The organism is Paenibacillus elgii NBRC 100335 (assembly GCF_004000865.1).
GTDB lineage: Bacteria > Bacillota > Bacilli > Paenibacillales > NBRC-103111 > Paenibacillus_G > Paenibacillus_G elgii.
Genome location: NZ_BIMB01000020.1, coordinates 107,720 through 122,523, shown reverse-complemented (window position 1 = coordinate 122,523; position 14,804 = coordinate 107,720). Strand labels below are relative to the sequence as shown.

The window sequence follows — 14,804 nt, the reverse complement described above, 5'->3', positions numbered from 1 at the left end:
GCAACATGCGAGCTTTTACCTCTTTTGGTGATTTTATGATAATTATAGCACATATGTTCGCATTCGTACACAAGAGATGCTGATTCATCTCCCCCTTGTTGAAGAGGGAGTCTTCTCAGCCTTAACGATAAATAAAACCGGTAGGGCTGACGTGATATCCGAAAAAGGCCCGTTTACAGAAAATGAAGTGAATCGTTTCCGGTTCGCCGGGAACTTCGACACCTGAGGTGTATCCGCCGCCGTTGATTAACCCGGTAAAGGCCGGGCCTTGAAATCCTGGGTCGATGATCTGACGGGTACGTGAATGAACGCACTTGAAAAGGCATAGCGTACTAAATTATTATTTTCATTATCATACTAACGCAGAAAGAAGTGGACGGATTGCATCAGTACATTGCACACCTAGGTTCTTTTCCCATTCGTTCGTACAGCATCTTGTTTGTTTTGGCGATTATTCTTGGCGCTGGATTTACGATCACGTTAGCCAAGCTGCAAAAAAAAGATCATTTGGCAGAGCATTTGATGAACTTGATTGTGCCGATGATGATCGGAGCCATTATCGGCTCAAGATTTTGGACGGTATTTTTCTTTGATTGGGAGTTTTACTCCAAGCATCCGGAAGAGATTATCGCGATATGGCATGGCGGTTTGTCGATTCAGGGTGGAGTGATCGGGGCGATTCTCGTAGGGATTTGGTATGTGCGAAAGCACAAACTATCGTTTTGGGAAATGGCGGACTTATGCGCTCCGGGTCTCATTCTTGCCCAAAGCATCGGCCGCGATGCCAACTTGATGAACGGCGATGCTTTCGGAGATCCGACAGGCGGCAATTTTGGCATTTTGTATCCCGAAGGTACCAACGCAAGGGCCACCTATGGCGATCAACCGCTATGGCCTGCCGAAGTATGGGAAGGGCAAATGGATATTATCATTTTTGCCCTGCTCATGATTCTTTTGCGAAAAAAATTAAAACGCGGTTACCTGTTTCTTGCTTACAATATCCTCTACAATATCGGACGGTTCCTGCTGGAAATGCTGCGCGGAGATTCCACGAGGTACTTATTTCATTGGACGGCGGCACAATGGACATCGGCAACGATCATTATTCTTTCATTAGCCATTGGTGTTTACCTTTATTTTCGAGCCCCACAAACGAACGAAGAAGGGATGGCATAACCAAACAAAATATTTTCTTTCAAAGTCGCGAATCTCGCGGCTTTTTTTTATTGTTTTTTTATAATCAAAGCTGCCGCTGCCTCCTTGTATACTTTTTGGAAAAGACAGGAATATTAATCGGTGGAACTCAACGATATCGCCAAGGGTTTGATGATCGTAAGCAAGGAGGGCTTAAGATGAATGCGCTGAATTGGAGCCGCGGCTTGACGGAAATGACACTTGCCTTTCATATCCTGTTCGCCACCGTTGGCGTCGGCATCCCGATCTTCATCTCCATTGCCGAATGGATCGGGATCAGGAAAAAGGACCCCCACTATTCCCTCATGGCAAGAAGATGGACGCGGGGCTTTGTCATTACCGTAGCCGTAGGTGTCGTTACCGGAACGTGTATCGGTCTTCAGCTCAGCCTGCTATGGCCGGAATTTATGCGGTTTGCAGGCAATGTGATCAGCTTGCCGCTTTTTTTGGAAACCTTTGCATTTTTCTTCGAAGCCATTTTTCTCGGTATTTACCTGTACACATGGAATCGGTTCAGCAATCCGTACCTTCACTGGCTGCTGACCCTTCCCATCGTCATCGGTTCCTCCGCTTCAGCGTTGTTTATTACGATGGTCAATGGTTTTATGAATACGCCGCAAGGGTTTACGATTGAAAATGGCAAGCTGACCAGTCTTGATCCGCTCGCGGCCATGTTGAATCCGGCGACACCTTCAAAAGTGGCCCACGTGCTGTCTTCCGCTTATTTGACCGCTGCATTTCTATTAGGGATGATTGCTGCATTTTCTATGCTGCGGGGACGAAACAACGATTATTACAAAAAGTCGATCCGGCTGAATATGATGACCGGACTTCTTCTTGCGGCAGCCACAATCTGGATAGGAGACGCTTCCGCCAAATTTTTGGCTGAAAATCAGCCTGAGAAGCTTGCCGCGGCGGAATGGCATTTCGAAACAAGCAGCCATGCTTCGCTTGTGATCGGCGGTCAACTGAATCCGGTCACGAACGAGATCAAGGGAGCGATAAAAATTCCTTGGGCGCTCAGCGTTCTCGCGACTAACCATCCAAACGGAACGGTAGTCGGCTTAAACGATTTTCCGGAAGACCAGTGGCCCCCACTCTATGTGCATTATTTGTTTGATGCCATGGTAGGCATCGGCTTTTACTTGCTGGCCGTTCCCGTCATCTTCCTCATCATGACCCGAATGAAACGCCGGAATGCTTATAACCGCTGGATGCTTTGGGCCATTTTTGCCGGAGGGCCCTTTTCCTTGCTCGCCATCGAGCTTGGCTGGTTTTACGCGGAAGTAGGCAGACAACCGTGGATTTTGAGGGGATACATGCGTGTGTCCGATGCGGTGACGACGAATCCTCATGTCGGAATCACCTTTTGGCTGTTCGCCGCTTTGTACCTCCTGCTAGGCATAGTTTGCCTGCTCGTGCTCAGCCGATTGTTCCGCAATAAACCGGCGGAGTACGAGCTGGAGGAACGGCGAATTATTTTGTAGGAGGACATCAATATGCAATTGGAGCAAATTGGAATCACAGTTCTATGGATATTTCTTTACGGTTACTTGATTGTTGCGTCCATCGATTTCGGTGCCGGGTTTTACGCTTATTACGGCAAGGTCATCGGAATCGAAAACGTGATTGGGCCCGTCATTTCCAGATACTTATCGCCGGTATGGGAAGTAACGAATGTTTTCCTTGTCTTCTTTTTCGTCGGCATTGTGGGCTTTTTTCCGGAGACGGCCTACTATTACGGAACCGCCTTGCTGCTTCCCGGAAGCATAGCGCTCATCCTGCTCGCCGTACGGGGATCTTTCTATGCCTTTGCCAATTATGGCGCAAAGAAAAGTAATCTTTATTTGCTTGCCTACGGATCGACGGGACTGCTTATACCGGCCGCTTTATCGACCGTATTTACCATTTCGGAAGGAGGCTTTTTGTCCGTCAGCGGAAACACCGTTACGCTGCTGATGGAGGAGCTGTTCTTCAGCACTTATTCTTGGGCTGTCGTCCTTCTTGCCGTTTCGAGTGTTCTATTTATCAGTTCAGCTTTCTTGACCTATTACGCCGATCATGCGGAAGATAAGAGAGCGCTTGAGTGGCTTCGCTATTTTGCCTTATGGGGAGGCATACCGACGATTATTTCCAGCCTCTTTGTCTTTATCGCCCTTCGCAACCATAATCCGGAGCATTTCCAAAATACGCTTAAGGTATGGTGGATGTTCGGTTTGTCCTTTGGAAGCTATGTGACTTCCATCTGGCTGATTTGGCGCCGGAAAAACTACGGTACGGCTTTTGTGATGGTGATGCTGCAGTTTGCCTTTGCATTTTTCGGTTATGGGATTTCGCATCTTCCTTATTTGCTTTATCCGTATTTAACGCTTTCGAGCAGTGTCACGAATGCAACCATGGGACGGGCGTTAATCGTCTCGTTCGTAGCAGGTCTCGTGCTCTTGGTTCCGGCGCTTGTGCTGCTGCTCCGACTGTTTTTGTTCAGTGCCAAGTACGTCAAGGGGGAAACGTCATGAATGTCTTTGACCGGCAGGAAAAATGGCTCATGCGGCTTTGTTTCGGAGTTGCGGCTTTGTTACTGTTATCCGCCATACGGTATATGCTGAGATAAGTTTTTCTTGACCCTCCCCTTAGAGGAGTCTGTACACTAAAGACAGAAGGGAGGGAAACGACATCCTCTATACGGTCAAAGAAATCTCTTCCTTGTCCGGCGTAACCGTCAAGACGCTGCATCATTACCATAAAATCGGGCTGCTGCCGCCGTGCGCAGTCAGTGAAGCAGGATACCGGATATACGGGATGAAAGAGCTGGAACGTCTGCAGCACATTTTGTTTTACCGGGAATTGGATTTTCCTTTGAAGGAAATCGCGCGGCTGCTTGAAGAGGAGCCTAAGCGGCACACGATTCTCGCGCGGCAGGAGGAACTGCTTCTGCTCCGCAAGCAAAGGCTGGAAACGATCATTCAAACGTTACAGCAATCCATGGCCAGCATGGAGAAGGGAGAAATCATGAATAGCCAAGATATGTTCAAAGGGTTTGAAAGCGCGCAGGAATGGGAACAAGCATTGGAGGAGCAAAATCGGCATTTGAAGGAAACCTACGGCTACGACATGCTCGATGCCGCAGAAATCGATGCGCAAAGCATGAATGAGCAGGCTCAGGAGGCGGCGGCCTTTATGAATCATATCGCAGAAGCTTTGCGTACGGGGACCAAGCACAGCGACGCGGAAATTCAGCGGCTGATCCGGGACCATCTAGTCTTTATGAACAAGCACGGACATCCCGTCACCGCTGCGGATTTTGCAGCCCAAACGCGCTTTTTCCTCGGCGACGACTTTCATCTTCGCATGCTGGAAGGCCAGCAAACCGGCTTGGCGTACTACCTGACCGCGGCAGCCGAGTCCTACGCGGCGGCGGGACATGAATAGCTGAAATAGCCGCCCAAAAACTTACAGCTCCCTTCCGCACAGGAAAGGAGCTGTTTTGTGTGCGTCGATCCGGCCCGCTACTCTTGAATCGCCGTATTGTACATGCTCAGAAAGATGGGCGACAGCGGATAAAATACCGTTTCCGAGCATTTATAGCACTCCGTATGATAGCAATCCGCCAGCTCCTCTACCGTTTCGCCGCAGCGGTTGCAGCATTTGGCCGGAAGCTGCTCGTAAAACTTCGTCGATGATTGAAGCATAGTCCTTCTCCTCCATTCGTTATAAATGCGCATAGCTTGGGATGGTCAAAAAGTCCTCGAATGTCGCGGACGTCGTCATATCGCTAAACAGCGTCTTCGCCAGCATATATTGTCCTTGCTCGAACCGGTCGGCGCCAACGCGCTCCCGAATTGCCTTCAGCTCTTCTTCGAGCAGTTCTCCGAACAGCTCGGCCGTTACTTTGCGCCCGTCCTCCAGAATGCCCTTCGGATGGTGAATCCACTGCCACAGCTGCGCCCGTGAAATTTCCGCGGTAGCTACGTCCTCCATCAGGTTGCGGATCGGCACCGCGCCGTAGCCGCGCAGCCACGCTTCCAAATAGTGAAGCCCGACATGAATGTTCGTGCGCACGCCGGCTTCCGTAATCGGTCCCTGCGGAACTTCGAGCAGCTCGGCGGCGGTCACTTCGATGCCCGTCAACTGCCGGTCGATCTGATTGGGCGCCGGCATCAGGCGGTCGAATATTTCCCGGGCGACCGGCACAAGGCCCGGATGGGCGACCCAGGTTCCGTCATGCCCTTGCGTCGCTTCGCGCGTCTTATCCGCACGAACCTTCCGCATGGCCTCTTCGTTGGCTTCGGGATCGTCCTTGATCGGAATCTGCGCGGCCATACCGCCGATGCAGGGCGCTCCCCGCTTGTGACACGTTTGGATCGCCAGCAGCGAATACGCCCGCATGAACGGCGATTCCATCGTCACCAAGCCGCGGTCCGGCAAAATGACATGCTCCTGGTTTCTGAGCTTTTTGATGTAGCTGAAAATATAATCCCATCGTCCGCAGTTGAGGCCTGCGCTGTGCTCCCGCAGCTCATACAAAATTTCGTCCATTTCAAAAGCCGCCAGAATCGTCTCGATCAGCACCGTCGCTTTGATCGTGCCTGCGGGGATGCCCAGCTTCTCCTCAGCAAAGGTGAAAACATCGTTCCACAATCTCGCTTCCAGATGGCTTTCCAGCTTCGGTAAGTAGAAGTACGGGGCGCTCCCCCGATCCAGCAGCGCTTGCGCGTTGTGGAAGAAGAACAGGCCGAAATCGAATAGTCCCGCCGACATCGGACGCTGATCGATCCACACGTGCTTTTCTTCCAAATGCCAGCCCCGGGGGCGGACCTTCAGCACGGCCGTCTGCTCGTTCAGCGCATACGTCTTGCCTTCTGGAGACTCGAACCGGATCGTTCGCCGCACGGCGTCCCGCATGTTGATTTGTCCTTCGATGCAATTGCTCCACTGCGGCGAATTCGCGTCTTCAAAATCCGCCATATACAGCTTCGCGCCGGAGTTCAGCGCGTTAATGACCATCTTCCGGTCGCCGGCAGGCCCGGTGATCTCGACCCTGCGGTCGGCCAGATCGGGCGGGATCGGCGCAATGCGCCAATCCCCGCTGCGAACGTCCGCGGTCTCCTTCAAAAAATCAGGCAGTTCCCCCGCATCGATCCGCTCCTGCCGCTCTTCCCGCTGTTTCAGCAAGGAGAGACGCCGATGACCGAATTTTTTCTCCAATTCCGCTATAAATTCCAGCGCGTCGGGAGTCAGGATTTCAAAATAAGCCGGGTTATGCATTCGGCCCTTCAGCAGCACGCCTTGTGAAACCGCATGATACGTCATCGCCTCGGCCTCCTTATCCCGCAAACTGTTCTGCTTCGGTAGAATCCTTGAGCGCCGTCGTCACGGAATCGCCTCCGGACAGGACAAGCGACACTTCATCGAAGTAGCCGGTTCCGACTTCGCGCTGGTGGCGGGTTGCTTCGTAACCGTGGCGCTCGCTGGCGAACTCCGACTGCTGCAGCTCCGAGTAGGCGGCCATTCCGCGGTCGCGGTACCCTCTAGCCAATTCGAACATACCGTGGTTCAACGAATGGAAGCCGGCCAGCGTCACGAATTGGAATTTGTAGCCCATCTTTCCTAATTCCCGTTGGAACGCCGCGATTGTAGCATCGTCCAGCTTGCGCTTCCAGTTGAACGAAGGCGAGCAGTTGTACGCCAGCAGCTTGCCGGGGTACTTCGCATGGATCGCTTCCGCAAACCGCCGCGCTTCCTCCAAGTTCGGCTCGGCCGTTTCGCACCAGACCATATCGGCATAAGGAGCGTATGCAAGACCGCGGGAAATCGCTTGGTCCAGGCCGTCATTGACATAATAGAAGCCTTCCGGCGAACGCTCGCCTGTCAGGAACGGCTTGTCGTTATCGTCGATATCGCTGGTCAGCAGCTTGGCCGCATTCGCATCCGTTCTGGCGATGATCATCGTATCCACGCCCATGACGTCGGCAGCGAGTCTGGCGGCGATCAGATGGCGGACCGCCTGCCGGGTAGGCAGGAGCACCTTGCCGCCCATATGTCCGCATTTTTTCTCCGAGGAGAGCTGATCCTCGAAGTGAACGGCCGCCGCTCCCGCTTCGATCATCGCTTTCATTAATTCGAAGACGTTGAGCGGTCCGCCGAAGCCCGCTTCAGCATCGGCCACGATCGGCAGGAAAAAGTCGATGTTCTCTTTCCCCTCCGCGTGCTGGATTTGATCCGCTCTTTGCAGCGTCTGATTGATCCGTTTGACTACGGCAGGCACGCTGTTTGCGGGGTACAGGCTTTGGTCGGGATACATCTGGCCGCTCAGGTTGGCGTCCGCCGCCACCTGCCAGCCGCTGAGATAGATGGCCTTCAGTCCCGCCTTCGCCTGCTGGAGAGCTTGATTGCCTGTCAAGGCGCCCAGGGCATGAACGTAATCTTCCGTATGAACCAGCTTCCACAGCTTCTCGGCTCCCCGCTGTGCCAGTGTGTGCTCGATCAGCACCGAGCCCCGCAAGCGAAGGACGTCTTCCGGACTGTAAGGGCGCCGTACCCCTTCGAACCGTTTGGAATTCCATTTTTGCTGAAGCTGTTCCGATTGCGCTTTACGATTATTGGTTGTCATCCCTTTTGCCCTCCTGAAATTGGTTATAAGTTATATGAGTGATTACGATGTTAGCGATTGGAAATCGATGCAGACTACTCGTGGCTTTCTACGTAGCCGTTGCCGCAGCACCAGAAGCAGATGGTAACCTTCTTTCCTAAGGCGTCCCGGTATTCCGGCGTCTGCTTTTCGTCGTTCGCAGATACGCCGCCGGAATGAAAGTTAGGAGATTCAATTTCGCCGTGACCGTGACATATCGGACAATTCATGTGAACTACCTCCATTTGTTATTATTATAGTACAGTGTTTTTGTTTGATGAGGTTATTATATAACAACATTCCAAACTGTTCAATACTGTTTTTAAAAATTTTTTACTGTTTTATAACAGTATATGCAAAACAAGCTTTGCCTGCATGCTCCAAACCCGCGATACAACGCGAAAAAAGCGGCTCCTCCCTTTCGGGAAAAGCCGCTTCTCGGATGTGTACCGAATCCATGTTATTCCGACGAAGAGCGCGCCCGCCCCGAACCGGAATCGTCCGCTTCCCCGGCGAGGCTGTCCATCGCCCGCTCTACGAATTTGCTGATTCCATCGGTCGCTGCCCGATCCTCCTGATTCGGAGGCGTCGTAATGCTGTTATTCGTAAAATGTTCGAAATACCCTTCCTTTTCTTCTTCCAAGTCCATCGCCAAACCTCCACCCGATAAGATGAAGATAGGGTTAACGGCCGGCGCGATAATTATTCACTTAACAAAACAAGCTCCCTTATCGCCGGTCGGCAATGAAGGGAGCTTATTTATGATTGCAGCGCTATGACAGCGCGGTTATTGCACCGCTTTTTCCGCTTCTTTCACCATCTCGGCCACGGAAAGCAAGCCGCCGCCGGACAGGTACCAATAGTTCGAATCCAAATAAATGATTTTGCCGTTTTTGTAGGCTTTCGTCTTCTTCGTCAGTTCATTTTCCACGATTTGCTTCGCCGGCGTACCGTTGCCGACAACGGCGTCGCGGTCGACGACAAACAGGTAATCCGGGTCTTTCTGAGCCACGTACTCGAACGTTACGCTTTGACCGTGCGTCTCCACCTTGATATCTTTGTCTGCAGGCGTGAAGCCGAATTCGTCGTGAATAATGCCGAAGCGCGAGCCTTGGCCGTAAGCGCTGGTCTTGCCGCCGGTCGTCAGGATGACCAATGCGGTTTTGCCGCCTGCGGACGCTTTTTCCTTCAGCTTCTTAACAGAGTCGCTGATGGCGGCGAACTCTTTCTCTGCTGCCGCTTCCTTGCCGAAAATTTGGCCGAGCAGCTTCACGTTGTCTTCGAACGATTTCATGTAGCTTTTGTCCTCAACGCCCATAAAGATCGTCGGAGCGATCGCTTTAAACTCCTCGTATTTGGCCGATTGCCGTGCGGAGATGATGATCAGATCGGGCTTGAGCTGGTTGATCTTCTCAAAGTCCGGCTCCATCAGGCCGCCTACGTTCGCATACTTGCTGTCCTTGTATTTGGACAAATAGGAAGGCAGGTTTTTCGACGGAACGCCGGCCACTTCTACGCCCAGTTTATCCAGCGAATCCAGCGTGCCGAAGTCGAATACAACGACCTTTTTCGGATTCTTTTTAACTTTCGTTTCCCCAAGCTTATGTTTAATCGTCAGCTCTTCGCCGTCTTTCGGCGCGGCCGTGTTCGCGTTCTTCGCATCGCCGCTGCCTGCGCCCCCTGCCGCATTATTGGAGCTGCCCGAACCGTTCGTTCCGCACGCCGCAACCATAACGGCCAGCAGTATGATCATGAGCATCCATGACATTTTTTTCATCTTTGACCACCTCGATAATCGTCATATTTATTGCAAAGGACAGCATGGCGTCCCTTGGACAATCGGCTAAGTAAAATACACGCAAATCTTGTTCTCGTTGATGTCTTCGATATGAATATCCATGTCGTAAATGTCCTTGAGCACGGACTCCTCGATGATCTCCGCCGTTGGGCCTTCGCGGACCAGCTTCCCGTCCTTGAGCGCCACGATGTAATCGGCATGGCAGGAAGCAAAATTGATGTCGTGGATGACGATGACAATCGTCTTGCCCAACTCGTCGACCAGCCGCCGCAGCACCTTCATAATCTGGACCGAATGCTTCATATCCAGATTGTTGAGCGGCTCATCCAGCAAAATGTACTCGGTATTCTGCGCGATGACCATGGCGATGTAGGCCCGCTGCCGCTGGCCGCCGCTCAATTGATCGATATACTTGTGCTGCATATCTTCGAGCTCCATATAGCGGATGGCTTCGTCGACGAACGTCCAATCCTCCTTCGTCAGCTTGCCCTGCGAATAAGGAAAGCGGCCGAAGCTGACCAGCTCGCGCACCGTCAAGCGGATGCCGATGTGGTTGGACTGCTTCAGAATCGAGATCTTTTTGGCCAGCTCGCCGCTCTTGTACTGCCCGATTTCCTTGCCTTCGATCCATACTTCTCCCTCATCCCTCGTCAGAAGGCGGCTCATCATGGACAGCAGCGTGCTTTTGCCGGCGCCGTTCGGCCCGATAAAAGCGGTGATGCTTCCTCTGTTGACCTTGACGGAGACTTGATCGACGACGCGCTTGTTCCCGTAGGTTTTCGTTACGTTGCGTACTTCTACCACGATTTGTTCTCCTTCAACAAAAGATATAGAAAGTAAGATCCGCCGATGAAATTCACGATGACGCTGAGCGTAGTCGTAAAGGTGAACACCCGTTCCACCATCAATTGCCCGCCGACCAAGGCGATCATCCCGATCAGGACCGCTCCGAGAATAAGCTGGCTGTGCCGGTACGTGCGCAAAAATTGGTGCGTGACGTTGGCGACAAGCAGCCCGAAGAACGTAATCGGTCCAACCAGAGCGGTAGCGATTGATGCCAGAATCGCGACGACGATCAGCAGTCTTTTCACGATGCTGTCGTAAGGCACGCCCAGATTGATCGCATGCTCCTTGCCCAGCGAAATGACGTCCAGATAGGTAAGCAGCTTCTTAAAATACAGCGTAATGACCAGCACCGCGACGACCGAAATCGTCAAAAGATCCGCGTTGACGCTGCTAAAGCTGGCAAACAGCTTGCCCTGCAGCACCAGGAACGCGTTCGGGTTGATCAGCATCTGCATGAACGAGGACGAGCTTTGAAACAGCGTTCCGAGAACGAGTCCGACGAGCAGCAAATAATAAATGTTCGTTCCCTCTCTGCGGAACATCAGCTTATGGAGCAGGAGTGCGAACAGCACCATCATTCCGACGGACAGCGCGAAATTCCATTGATTGCTGATCGTCGTCAGGCTGGTTGCGCCGAAAATAAAGACGATCGCGGTTTGGATCAGCATATAGAGCCAATCGAGCCCGATCATGCTGGGCGTCAGTATCCGGTTGTTCGTAATCGTCTGAAATATCATGGTCGAGAAGGCGATACAGAAGCCGGTAAGCAGCAGCGCGAGCACCTTTTTGCCCCGCCGGGGAAGAATGTAATCCCAATTGCCGCCCGACTGGATGACCATAAACAGCACAATCAAAGCCACCGCGATCACGGCAAGCAAGATTAACTTGACTTTATTGCTCATATTTCTTTCTCCTCATAAGCAGGTACAGAAAAATCCCGCTTCCGATAACCCCCACGGTCAATCCGATCGAAATTTCATACGGATAAATAATCACCCGCCCGAAAATGTCGCAGGCCAGCACGAAGACGGCTCCGAGCAAAGCGGTATGGGGAAGATTTTTTTTCAGGTTGTCCCCTTGATAAATGGTGACGATATTCGGAATGATCAAGCCCAGAAACGGAATCATGCCCACCGTCAGCACGACGACCGAGGTGACCAGGGCTGCGATCACAAGTCCGATGTTGACCACCTGCCTGTAATTCAATCCGAGGTTGACGGAAAAATCCTCGCCCATCCCCGCGACTGTAAACTTATTGGCGAACAAGTACGCCAGCACTGTGGCGGGAATGCTGATGTACAGCAGCTCGTAGCGGCCTTTCAGCACACCCGAGAAGTCCCCGTGCAGCCACGACGACATGCTTTGAATCAGATCGTATTTATAGGCGAAAAAGGTCGTCATCGATTCGATGAGATTGCCGAGCATAAGACCGATGAGCGGGATGAAGATCGCATCCTTGAATTTCACCCGGTCGAGAATTTTCATAAACACGTATGTACCGGCCAGCGAAAAGATAAAGGCAACGGACATCTTCAGCAGCGGAGTCGCCTCCGTGAAGACTAGCAGGGCGACCAGGATACCCAGGCTGGCCGAATCCATCGTGCCCGCGGTCGACGGGGAGACGAATTTGTTGCGGCTGAGCTGCTGCATAATGAGGCCCACGATGCTCATGCTCATGCCGGCGATCAGAATGCTGATCAAGCGCGGGAACCGGCTGATCATCAGCACCTCGACCTTTTCCTCGTTCCACTGCACGATATCGGTTAGCGTCAAATCTTTCGCGCCAATGAATAAAGAAGCAACGGATAAAACAATCAGGGCAAGGACCAAATAAGTTTTTCTCATAACGTTTCCTAACAATAGTTTAGTGGTAAATAATTCGATAATGATATTCATTATCAATATAACGATATTGAGAATCATTCTTAATTAACAATCTTAAACTATATTAGACAACAAGCCCGCGTCAGTCAAGGCTTTTTTCGAAATTTACCGGAAAACGTCTATGCAAAAAGGCAACCGCGTGAACGATTGCCTGAGCTTTGTTGAGAAGCGGTCAATTGAAGGAATAGAGGTGTACGAGTGGATTAGCAGGGTTCAATATGCGGTATCGGTAAAATGTGCTATATCTTCTCGATAGGGAAAAATAAAGACAATTCACCGTTATTATCCTTAGGGTCATAAAATTCATGAACTGCTCCAACCAATGTGTAGCCATTATTTGGTAAGTGGTCTTCAATGATATGAATAAATGTTTCTTTATAGGAATTTAGATTACACTTAACCACAATATATTTAAATGATGGAATGACCCATTTAACCCAACCATGCGGGGCTTCAACATCGTCTAGAACCTCACACCCCGCTAAGTATTTCCCTTCATTTTTCCACCTTTCGAACTTTCCATCCACATCACCCATAGCTCCCCAAACCCCAACAATACTACCGTCAGTATCCAACCCCGTCTCTCCCCTTAGCTATAAAAATCAAGCATGACGAGGTTCCGAAAGCTGCGGAATGTCATCATGCTTTTGGTCATCACTTTCTTTTCACGAGCCTTCCGGCCAGCTTCATTCCGCCGGTGATTGGGAATCTCCGCCATGCGCTAAATCGTAGTCGGCTCTCGCCGTCTCGACATGCGGGTAATTTACTCTTGCCCATTGCCTTAGCTCTTTCAACGGTTGAAGCAGCGTTTCGCCCAGCGGGGTTAGCGAATAGTCGACGGTTGGGGGCACGGTTGGCGTAACATGGCGTCGGACCAGCCCGTCCCGCTCCAGCTTCCGGACCGTTTGCGTCAGCATTTTTTTGGAAATCCCGTCGATTCTTCTTCCCATTTCCCCGTAGCGGACGCTCCCGTCTTCCAGGGTATACATGACGAGCGCCGTCCATTTGTCGGATATCAATTCAAGAACTCTGCTGTAGCCGCAAGTCGCCGGCGAGTTTCCGCGTGGTCTCGTTTCGGTTGAAGATGTCAAATGATTTCCCTCCTATGCACCTGGAAGTATCCAGGACACAAAAAAGTGCCTACTTATGTAATTTTAGTTTATCTACTATTGTATGTCTATACCGCCCGCCAAAGTTGAAATCCAGAGCATGAGCGAGCGTACAAGCGAATATATTTGTTTATTAATGGGAGGAATGAACATGTCAAATCTAATGAAAGCCCGGCCCAAGCTATATGTGATGGACAACGGCCGGATGAGCATGGACAAAAACTGGCTGATCGCCATGCACAATCCGGCAACGGTCAGCAACCCCAATGCGCAGACGCAGTTCGTTGAATTTCCGATTTACACCGTATTGATCGATCATCCGGAAGGGAAAATTTTGTTCGATACGTCCTGCAATCCGAACTCGATGGGCGCCCAAGGACGCTGGACCCAAGCGACCCAGCAGGCGTTTCCCTGGGTGGCAAGCGAGGAATGCTACCTGCATAACCGGCTGGAGCAGCTGAAAGTAAGACCCGAGGACATCAAGTTCGTAATTGCCTCCCACCTGCATCTGGACCATGCCGGATGCCTGGAGATGTTCACGAACGCTACGATTATCGTCCACGAAGACGAGCTGAACGGCGCGCTGCAATCCTATGCCCGAAATCAAAAAGAAGGCGGCTATATTTGGGCGGACATCGATGCGTGGATCAAAAACCATTTGCAGTGGAAAACGGTCAAGCGCACTGAAGATAACCTGGATCTGGCCGAAGGGATCAAGATTCTTAATTTTGGAAGCGGCCATGCCTGGGGCATGATAGGCTTGCACGTCGACATGCCGGAAACGGGCGGAATCATCCTCGCTTCCGATGCCATCTATACGGCGGAAAGCTTCGGCCCGCCGGTCAGGCCACCGGGCATTTTGTACGATTCGCTCGGTTACCGGAGTGCGGTAGAGAAAATCCGCACGCTGGCTAAGCGAACGAACTCTCAAGTGTGGTTCGGGCACGATGCGGATCAATTCAAAACGTTCCGCAAATCGACTGAAGGATATTACCAGTAAAAATTTTCGGACATTCGAAAGGAAATGCACTGTTTGTATCGAATAGTTTTTGTAGACAATCGCATAACGAAATCGATAAGGTGCCTTTGCGCAGAGCAAAGGGTAACAGGGAATCGGGTGCAAATCCCGAGCGGTCCCGCCACTGTATTCGGGGAGTTTCTTTCCATGACGTCACTCGATTCACCCATCGGGGAAGGCGAAAGAAATCGACGATCCGAGAGCCAGGAGACCTACCTTATAGATGCACCCCAAAGCCTTCGCGGAAAGGAGCGGTGTACGAGCATAGCCGGACAATGACCTGTGCATTGTCGTTTATTGGCACGCGTACCCGAGACCCATCCTACA

The 14,804-nt window shown here is 51.5% G+C and carries 16 protein-coding genes and 1 riboswitch; of the genes, 5 read left to right on the top strand and 11 right to left on the bottom strand.

Translation table 11 applies throughout. From position 1 onward, the window contains the following. Window positions 1–381 precede the first annotated feature (381 nt). From lgt to PEL01S_RS16930, 4 genes are all read left to right on the top strand, one after another. Window positions 382–1,176, top strand: coding sequence for a prolipoprotein diacylglyceryl transferase (lgt, locus tag PEL01S_RS16945; protein ID WP_127461127.1), 795 nt, complete (start codon window positions 382–384; stop codon window positions 1,174–1,176). Window positions 1,177–1,352: 176 nt separating this feature from the next. Then, the gene (locus PEL01S_RS16940) at window positions 1,353–2,681 is read left to right on the top strand and encodes a cytochrome ubiquinol oxidase subunit I (RefSeq protein ID WP_127461126.1); all 1,329 of its coding nucleotides are present in this window, start codon (window positions 1,353–1,355) and stop codon (window positions 2,679–2,681) included. A gap of 12 nt (window positions 2,682–2,693) precedes the next feature. Continuing rightward, window positions 2,694–3,710 (top strand): cytochrome d ubiquinol oxidase subunit II, encoded by a 1,017-nt coding sequence (locus PEL01S_RS16935; RefSeq protein ID WP_010498049.1) that lies wholly within the window; start codon window positions 2,694–2,696, stop codon window positions 3,708–3,710. A gap of 157 nt (window positions 3,711–3,867) precedes the next feature. Continuing rightward, complete coding sequence (locus tag PEL01S_RS16930) at window positions 3,868–4,623, top strand: MerR family transcriptional regulator (RefSeq protein WP_063184495.1); 756 nt, start codon at window positions 3,868–3,870, stop codon at window positions 4,621–4,623. Between the two features lie 77 nt (window positions 4,624–4,700). On the opposite strand, the gene yhfH is transcribed toward PEL01S_RS16930, so the two are convergent. The 11 genes from yhfH to PEL01S_RS16880 form a co-directional block, all read right to left on the bottom strand. Beyond that, window positions 4,701–4,883, bottom strand: coding sequence for a protein YhfH (yhfH, locus tag PEL01S_RS16925; RefSeq protein WP_063184494.1), 183 nt, complete (start codon window positions 4,881–4,883; stop codon window positions 4,701–4,703). A 19-nt stretch (window positions 4,884–4,902) separates the two neighbouring features. Next, entirely contained in the window at window positions 4,903–6,504 is a 1,602-nt protein-coding gene (gene aceB / locus PEL01S_RS16920; RefSeq protein WP_063184493.1) for a malate synthase A, read from the bottom strand. 13 nt (window positions 6,505–6,517) lie between these two features. Next, window positions 6,518–7,804 (bottom strand): isocitrate lyase, encoded by a 1,287-nt coding sequence (gene aceA / locus PEL01S_RS16915; protein WP_063184492.1) that lies wholly within the window; start codon window positions 7,802–7,804, stop codon window positions 6,518–6,520. 74 nt (window positions 7,805–7,878) lie between these two features. Continuing rightward, entirely contained in the window at window positions 7,879–8,052 is a 174-nt protein-coding gene (locus PEL01S_RS34540) for a hypothetical protein (protein ID WP_157244156.1), read from the bottom strand. 230 nt (window positions 8,053–8,282) lie between these two features. Continuing rightward, a complete protein-coding gene (locus PEL01S_RS16910; RefSeq protein WP_127461125.1) occupies window positions 8,283–8,471 on the bottom strand; it encodes a hypothetical protein in 189 nt (62 codons plus the stop codon). A 138-nt stretch (window positions 8,472–8,609) separates the two neighbouring features. After that, a complete protein-coding gene (locus tag PEL01S_RS16905) occupies window positions 8,610–9,599 on the bottom strand; it encodes a siderophore ABC transporter substrate-binding protein (RefSeq protein WP_127461124.1) in 990 nt (329 codons plus the stop codon). A gap of 66 nt (window positions 9,600–9,665) precedes the next feature. Next, window positions 9,666–10,424 (bottom strand): iron ABC transporter ATP-binding protein, encoded by a 759-nt coding sequence (locus tag PEL01S_RS16900; protein WP_127461123.1) that lies wholly within the window; start codon window positions 10,422–10,424, stop codon window positions 9,666–9,668. Next, the gene (locus PEL01S_RS16895) at window positions 10,418–11,368 is read right to left on the bottom strand and encodes an iron chelate uptake ABC transporter family permease subunit (protein WP_127461122.1); all 951 of its coding nucleotides are present in this window, start codon (window positions 11,366–11,368) and stop codon (window positions 10,418–10,420) included. Before PEL01S_RS16895 ends, PEL01S_RS16900 begins: the two co-directional genes overlap by 7 nt. Beyond that, window positions 11,358–12,311, bottom strand: a complete 954-nt coding sequence (locus PEL01S_RS16890; protein WP_127461121.1) for an ABC transporter permease — start codon at window positions 12,309–12,311, stop codon at window positions 11,358–11,360. Before PEL01S_RS16890 ends, PEL01S_RS16895 begins: the two co-directional genes overlap by 11 nt. 278 nt (window positions 12,312–12,589) lie before the next feature. After that, complete coding sequence (locus PEL01S_RS16885) at window positions 12,590–12,925, bottom strand: GyrI-like domain-containing protein (protein WP_239551523.1); 336 nt, start codon at window positions 12,923–12,925, stop codon at window positions 12,590–12,592. Window positions 12,926–13,036: 111 nt separating this feature from the next. Beyond that, window positions 13,037–13,441: a winged helix-turn-helix transcriptional regulator gene (locus PEL01S_RS16880; protein WP_127461120.1), complete on the bottom strand. Its 405-nt coding sequence runs from the start codon at window positions 13,439–13,441 to the stop codon at window positions 13,037–13,039. 169 nt (window positions 13,442–13,610) lie between these two features. Here PEL01S_RS16880 and ahlS point away from each other — a divergent pair, with 169 nt between their 5' ends. Beyond that, a complete protein-coding gene (gene ahlS / locus PEL01S_RS16875; RefSeq protein ID WP_127461119.1) occupies window positions 13,611–14,459 on the top strand; it encodes an AhlS family quorum-quenching N-acyl homoserine lactonase in 849 nt (282 codons plus the stop codon). Window positions 14,460–14,520: 61 nt separating this feature from the next. Beyond that, a riboswitch (cobalamin riboswitch) is annotated at window positions 14,521–14,711 on the top strand. Window positions 14,712–14,804 lie beyond the last annotated feature (93 nt).

Excerpts from the sequence above, each read along its gene's own strand:
- PEL01S_RS16940 (WP_127461126.1), top strand. The coding sequence starts at position 1,353 with ATGAATGCGCTGAATTGGAGCCGCGGCTTGACGGAAATGACACTTGCC.
- PEL01S_RS16895 (WP_127461122.1), bottom strand. The coding sequence starts at position 11,368 with ATGAGCAATAAAGTCAAGTTAATCTTGCTTGCCGTGATCGCGGTGGCT.
- PEL01S_RS16935 (WP_010498049.1), top strand. The coding sequence starts at position 2,694 with ATGCAATTGGAGCAAATTGGAATCACAGTTCTATGGATATTTCTTTAC.
- yhfH (WP_063184494.1), bottom strand. The coding sequence starts at position 4,883 with ATGCTTCAATCATCGACGAAGTTTTACGAGCAGCTTCCGGCCAAATGC.
- PEL01S_RS16910 (WP_127461125.1), bottom strand. The coding sequence starts at position 8,471 with ATGGACTTGGAAGAAGAAAAGGAAGGGTATTTCGAACATTTTACGAAT.
- PEL01S_RS16905 (WP_127461124.1), bottom strand. The coding sequence starts at position 9,599 with ATGAAAAAAATGTCATGGATGCTCATGATCATACTGCTGGCCGTTATG.
- ahlS (WP_127461119.1), top strand. The coding sequence starts at position 13,611 with ATGTCAAATCTAATGAAAGCCCGGCCCAAGCTATATGTGATGGACAAC.
- PEL01S_RS34540 (WP_157244156.1), bottom strand. The coding sequence starts at position 8,052 with ATGAATTGTCCGATATGTCACGGTCACGGCGAAATTGAATCTCCTAAC.
- aceA (WP_063184492.1), bottom strand. The coding sequence starts at position 7,804 with ATGACAACCAATAATCGTAAAGCGCAATCGGAACAGCTTCAGCAAAAA.
- PEL01S_RS16890 (WP_127461121.1), bottom strand. The coding sequence starts at position 12,311 with ATGAGAAAAACTTATTTGGTCCTTGCCCTGATTGTTTTATCCGTTGCT.
- aceB (WP_063184493.1), bottom strand. The coding sequence starts at position 6,504 with ATGACGTATCATGCGGTTTCACAAGGCGTGCTGCTGAAGGGCCGAATG.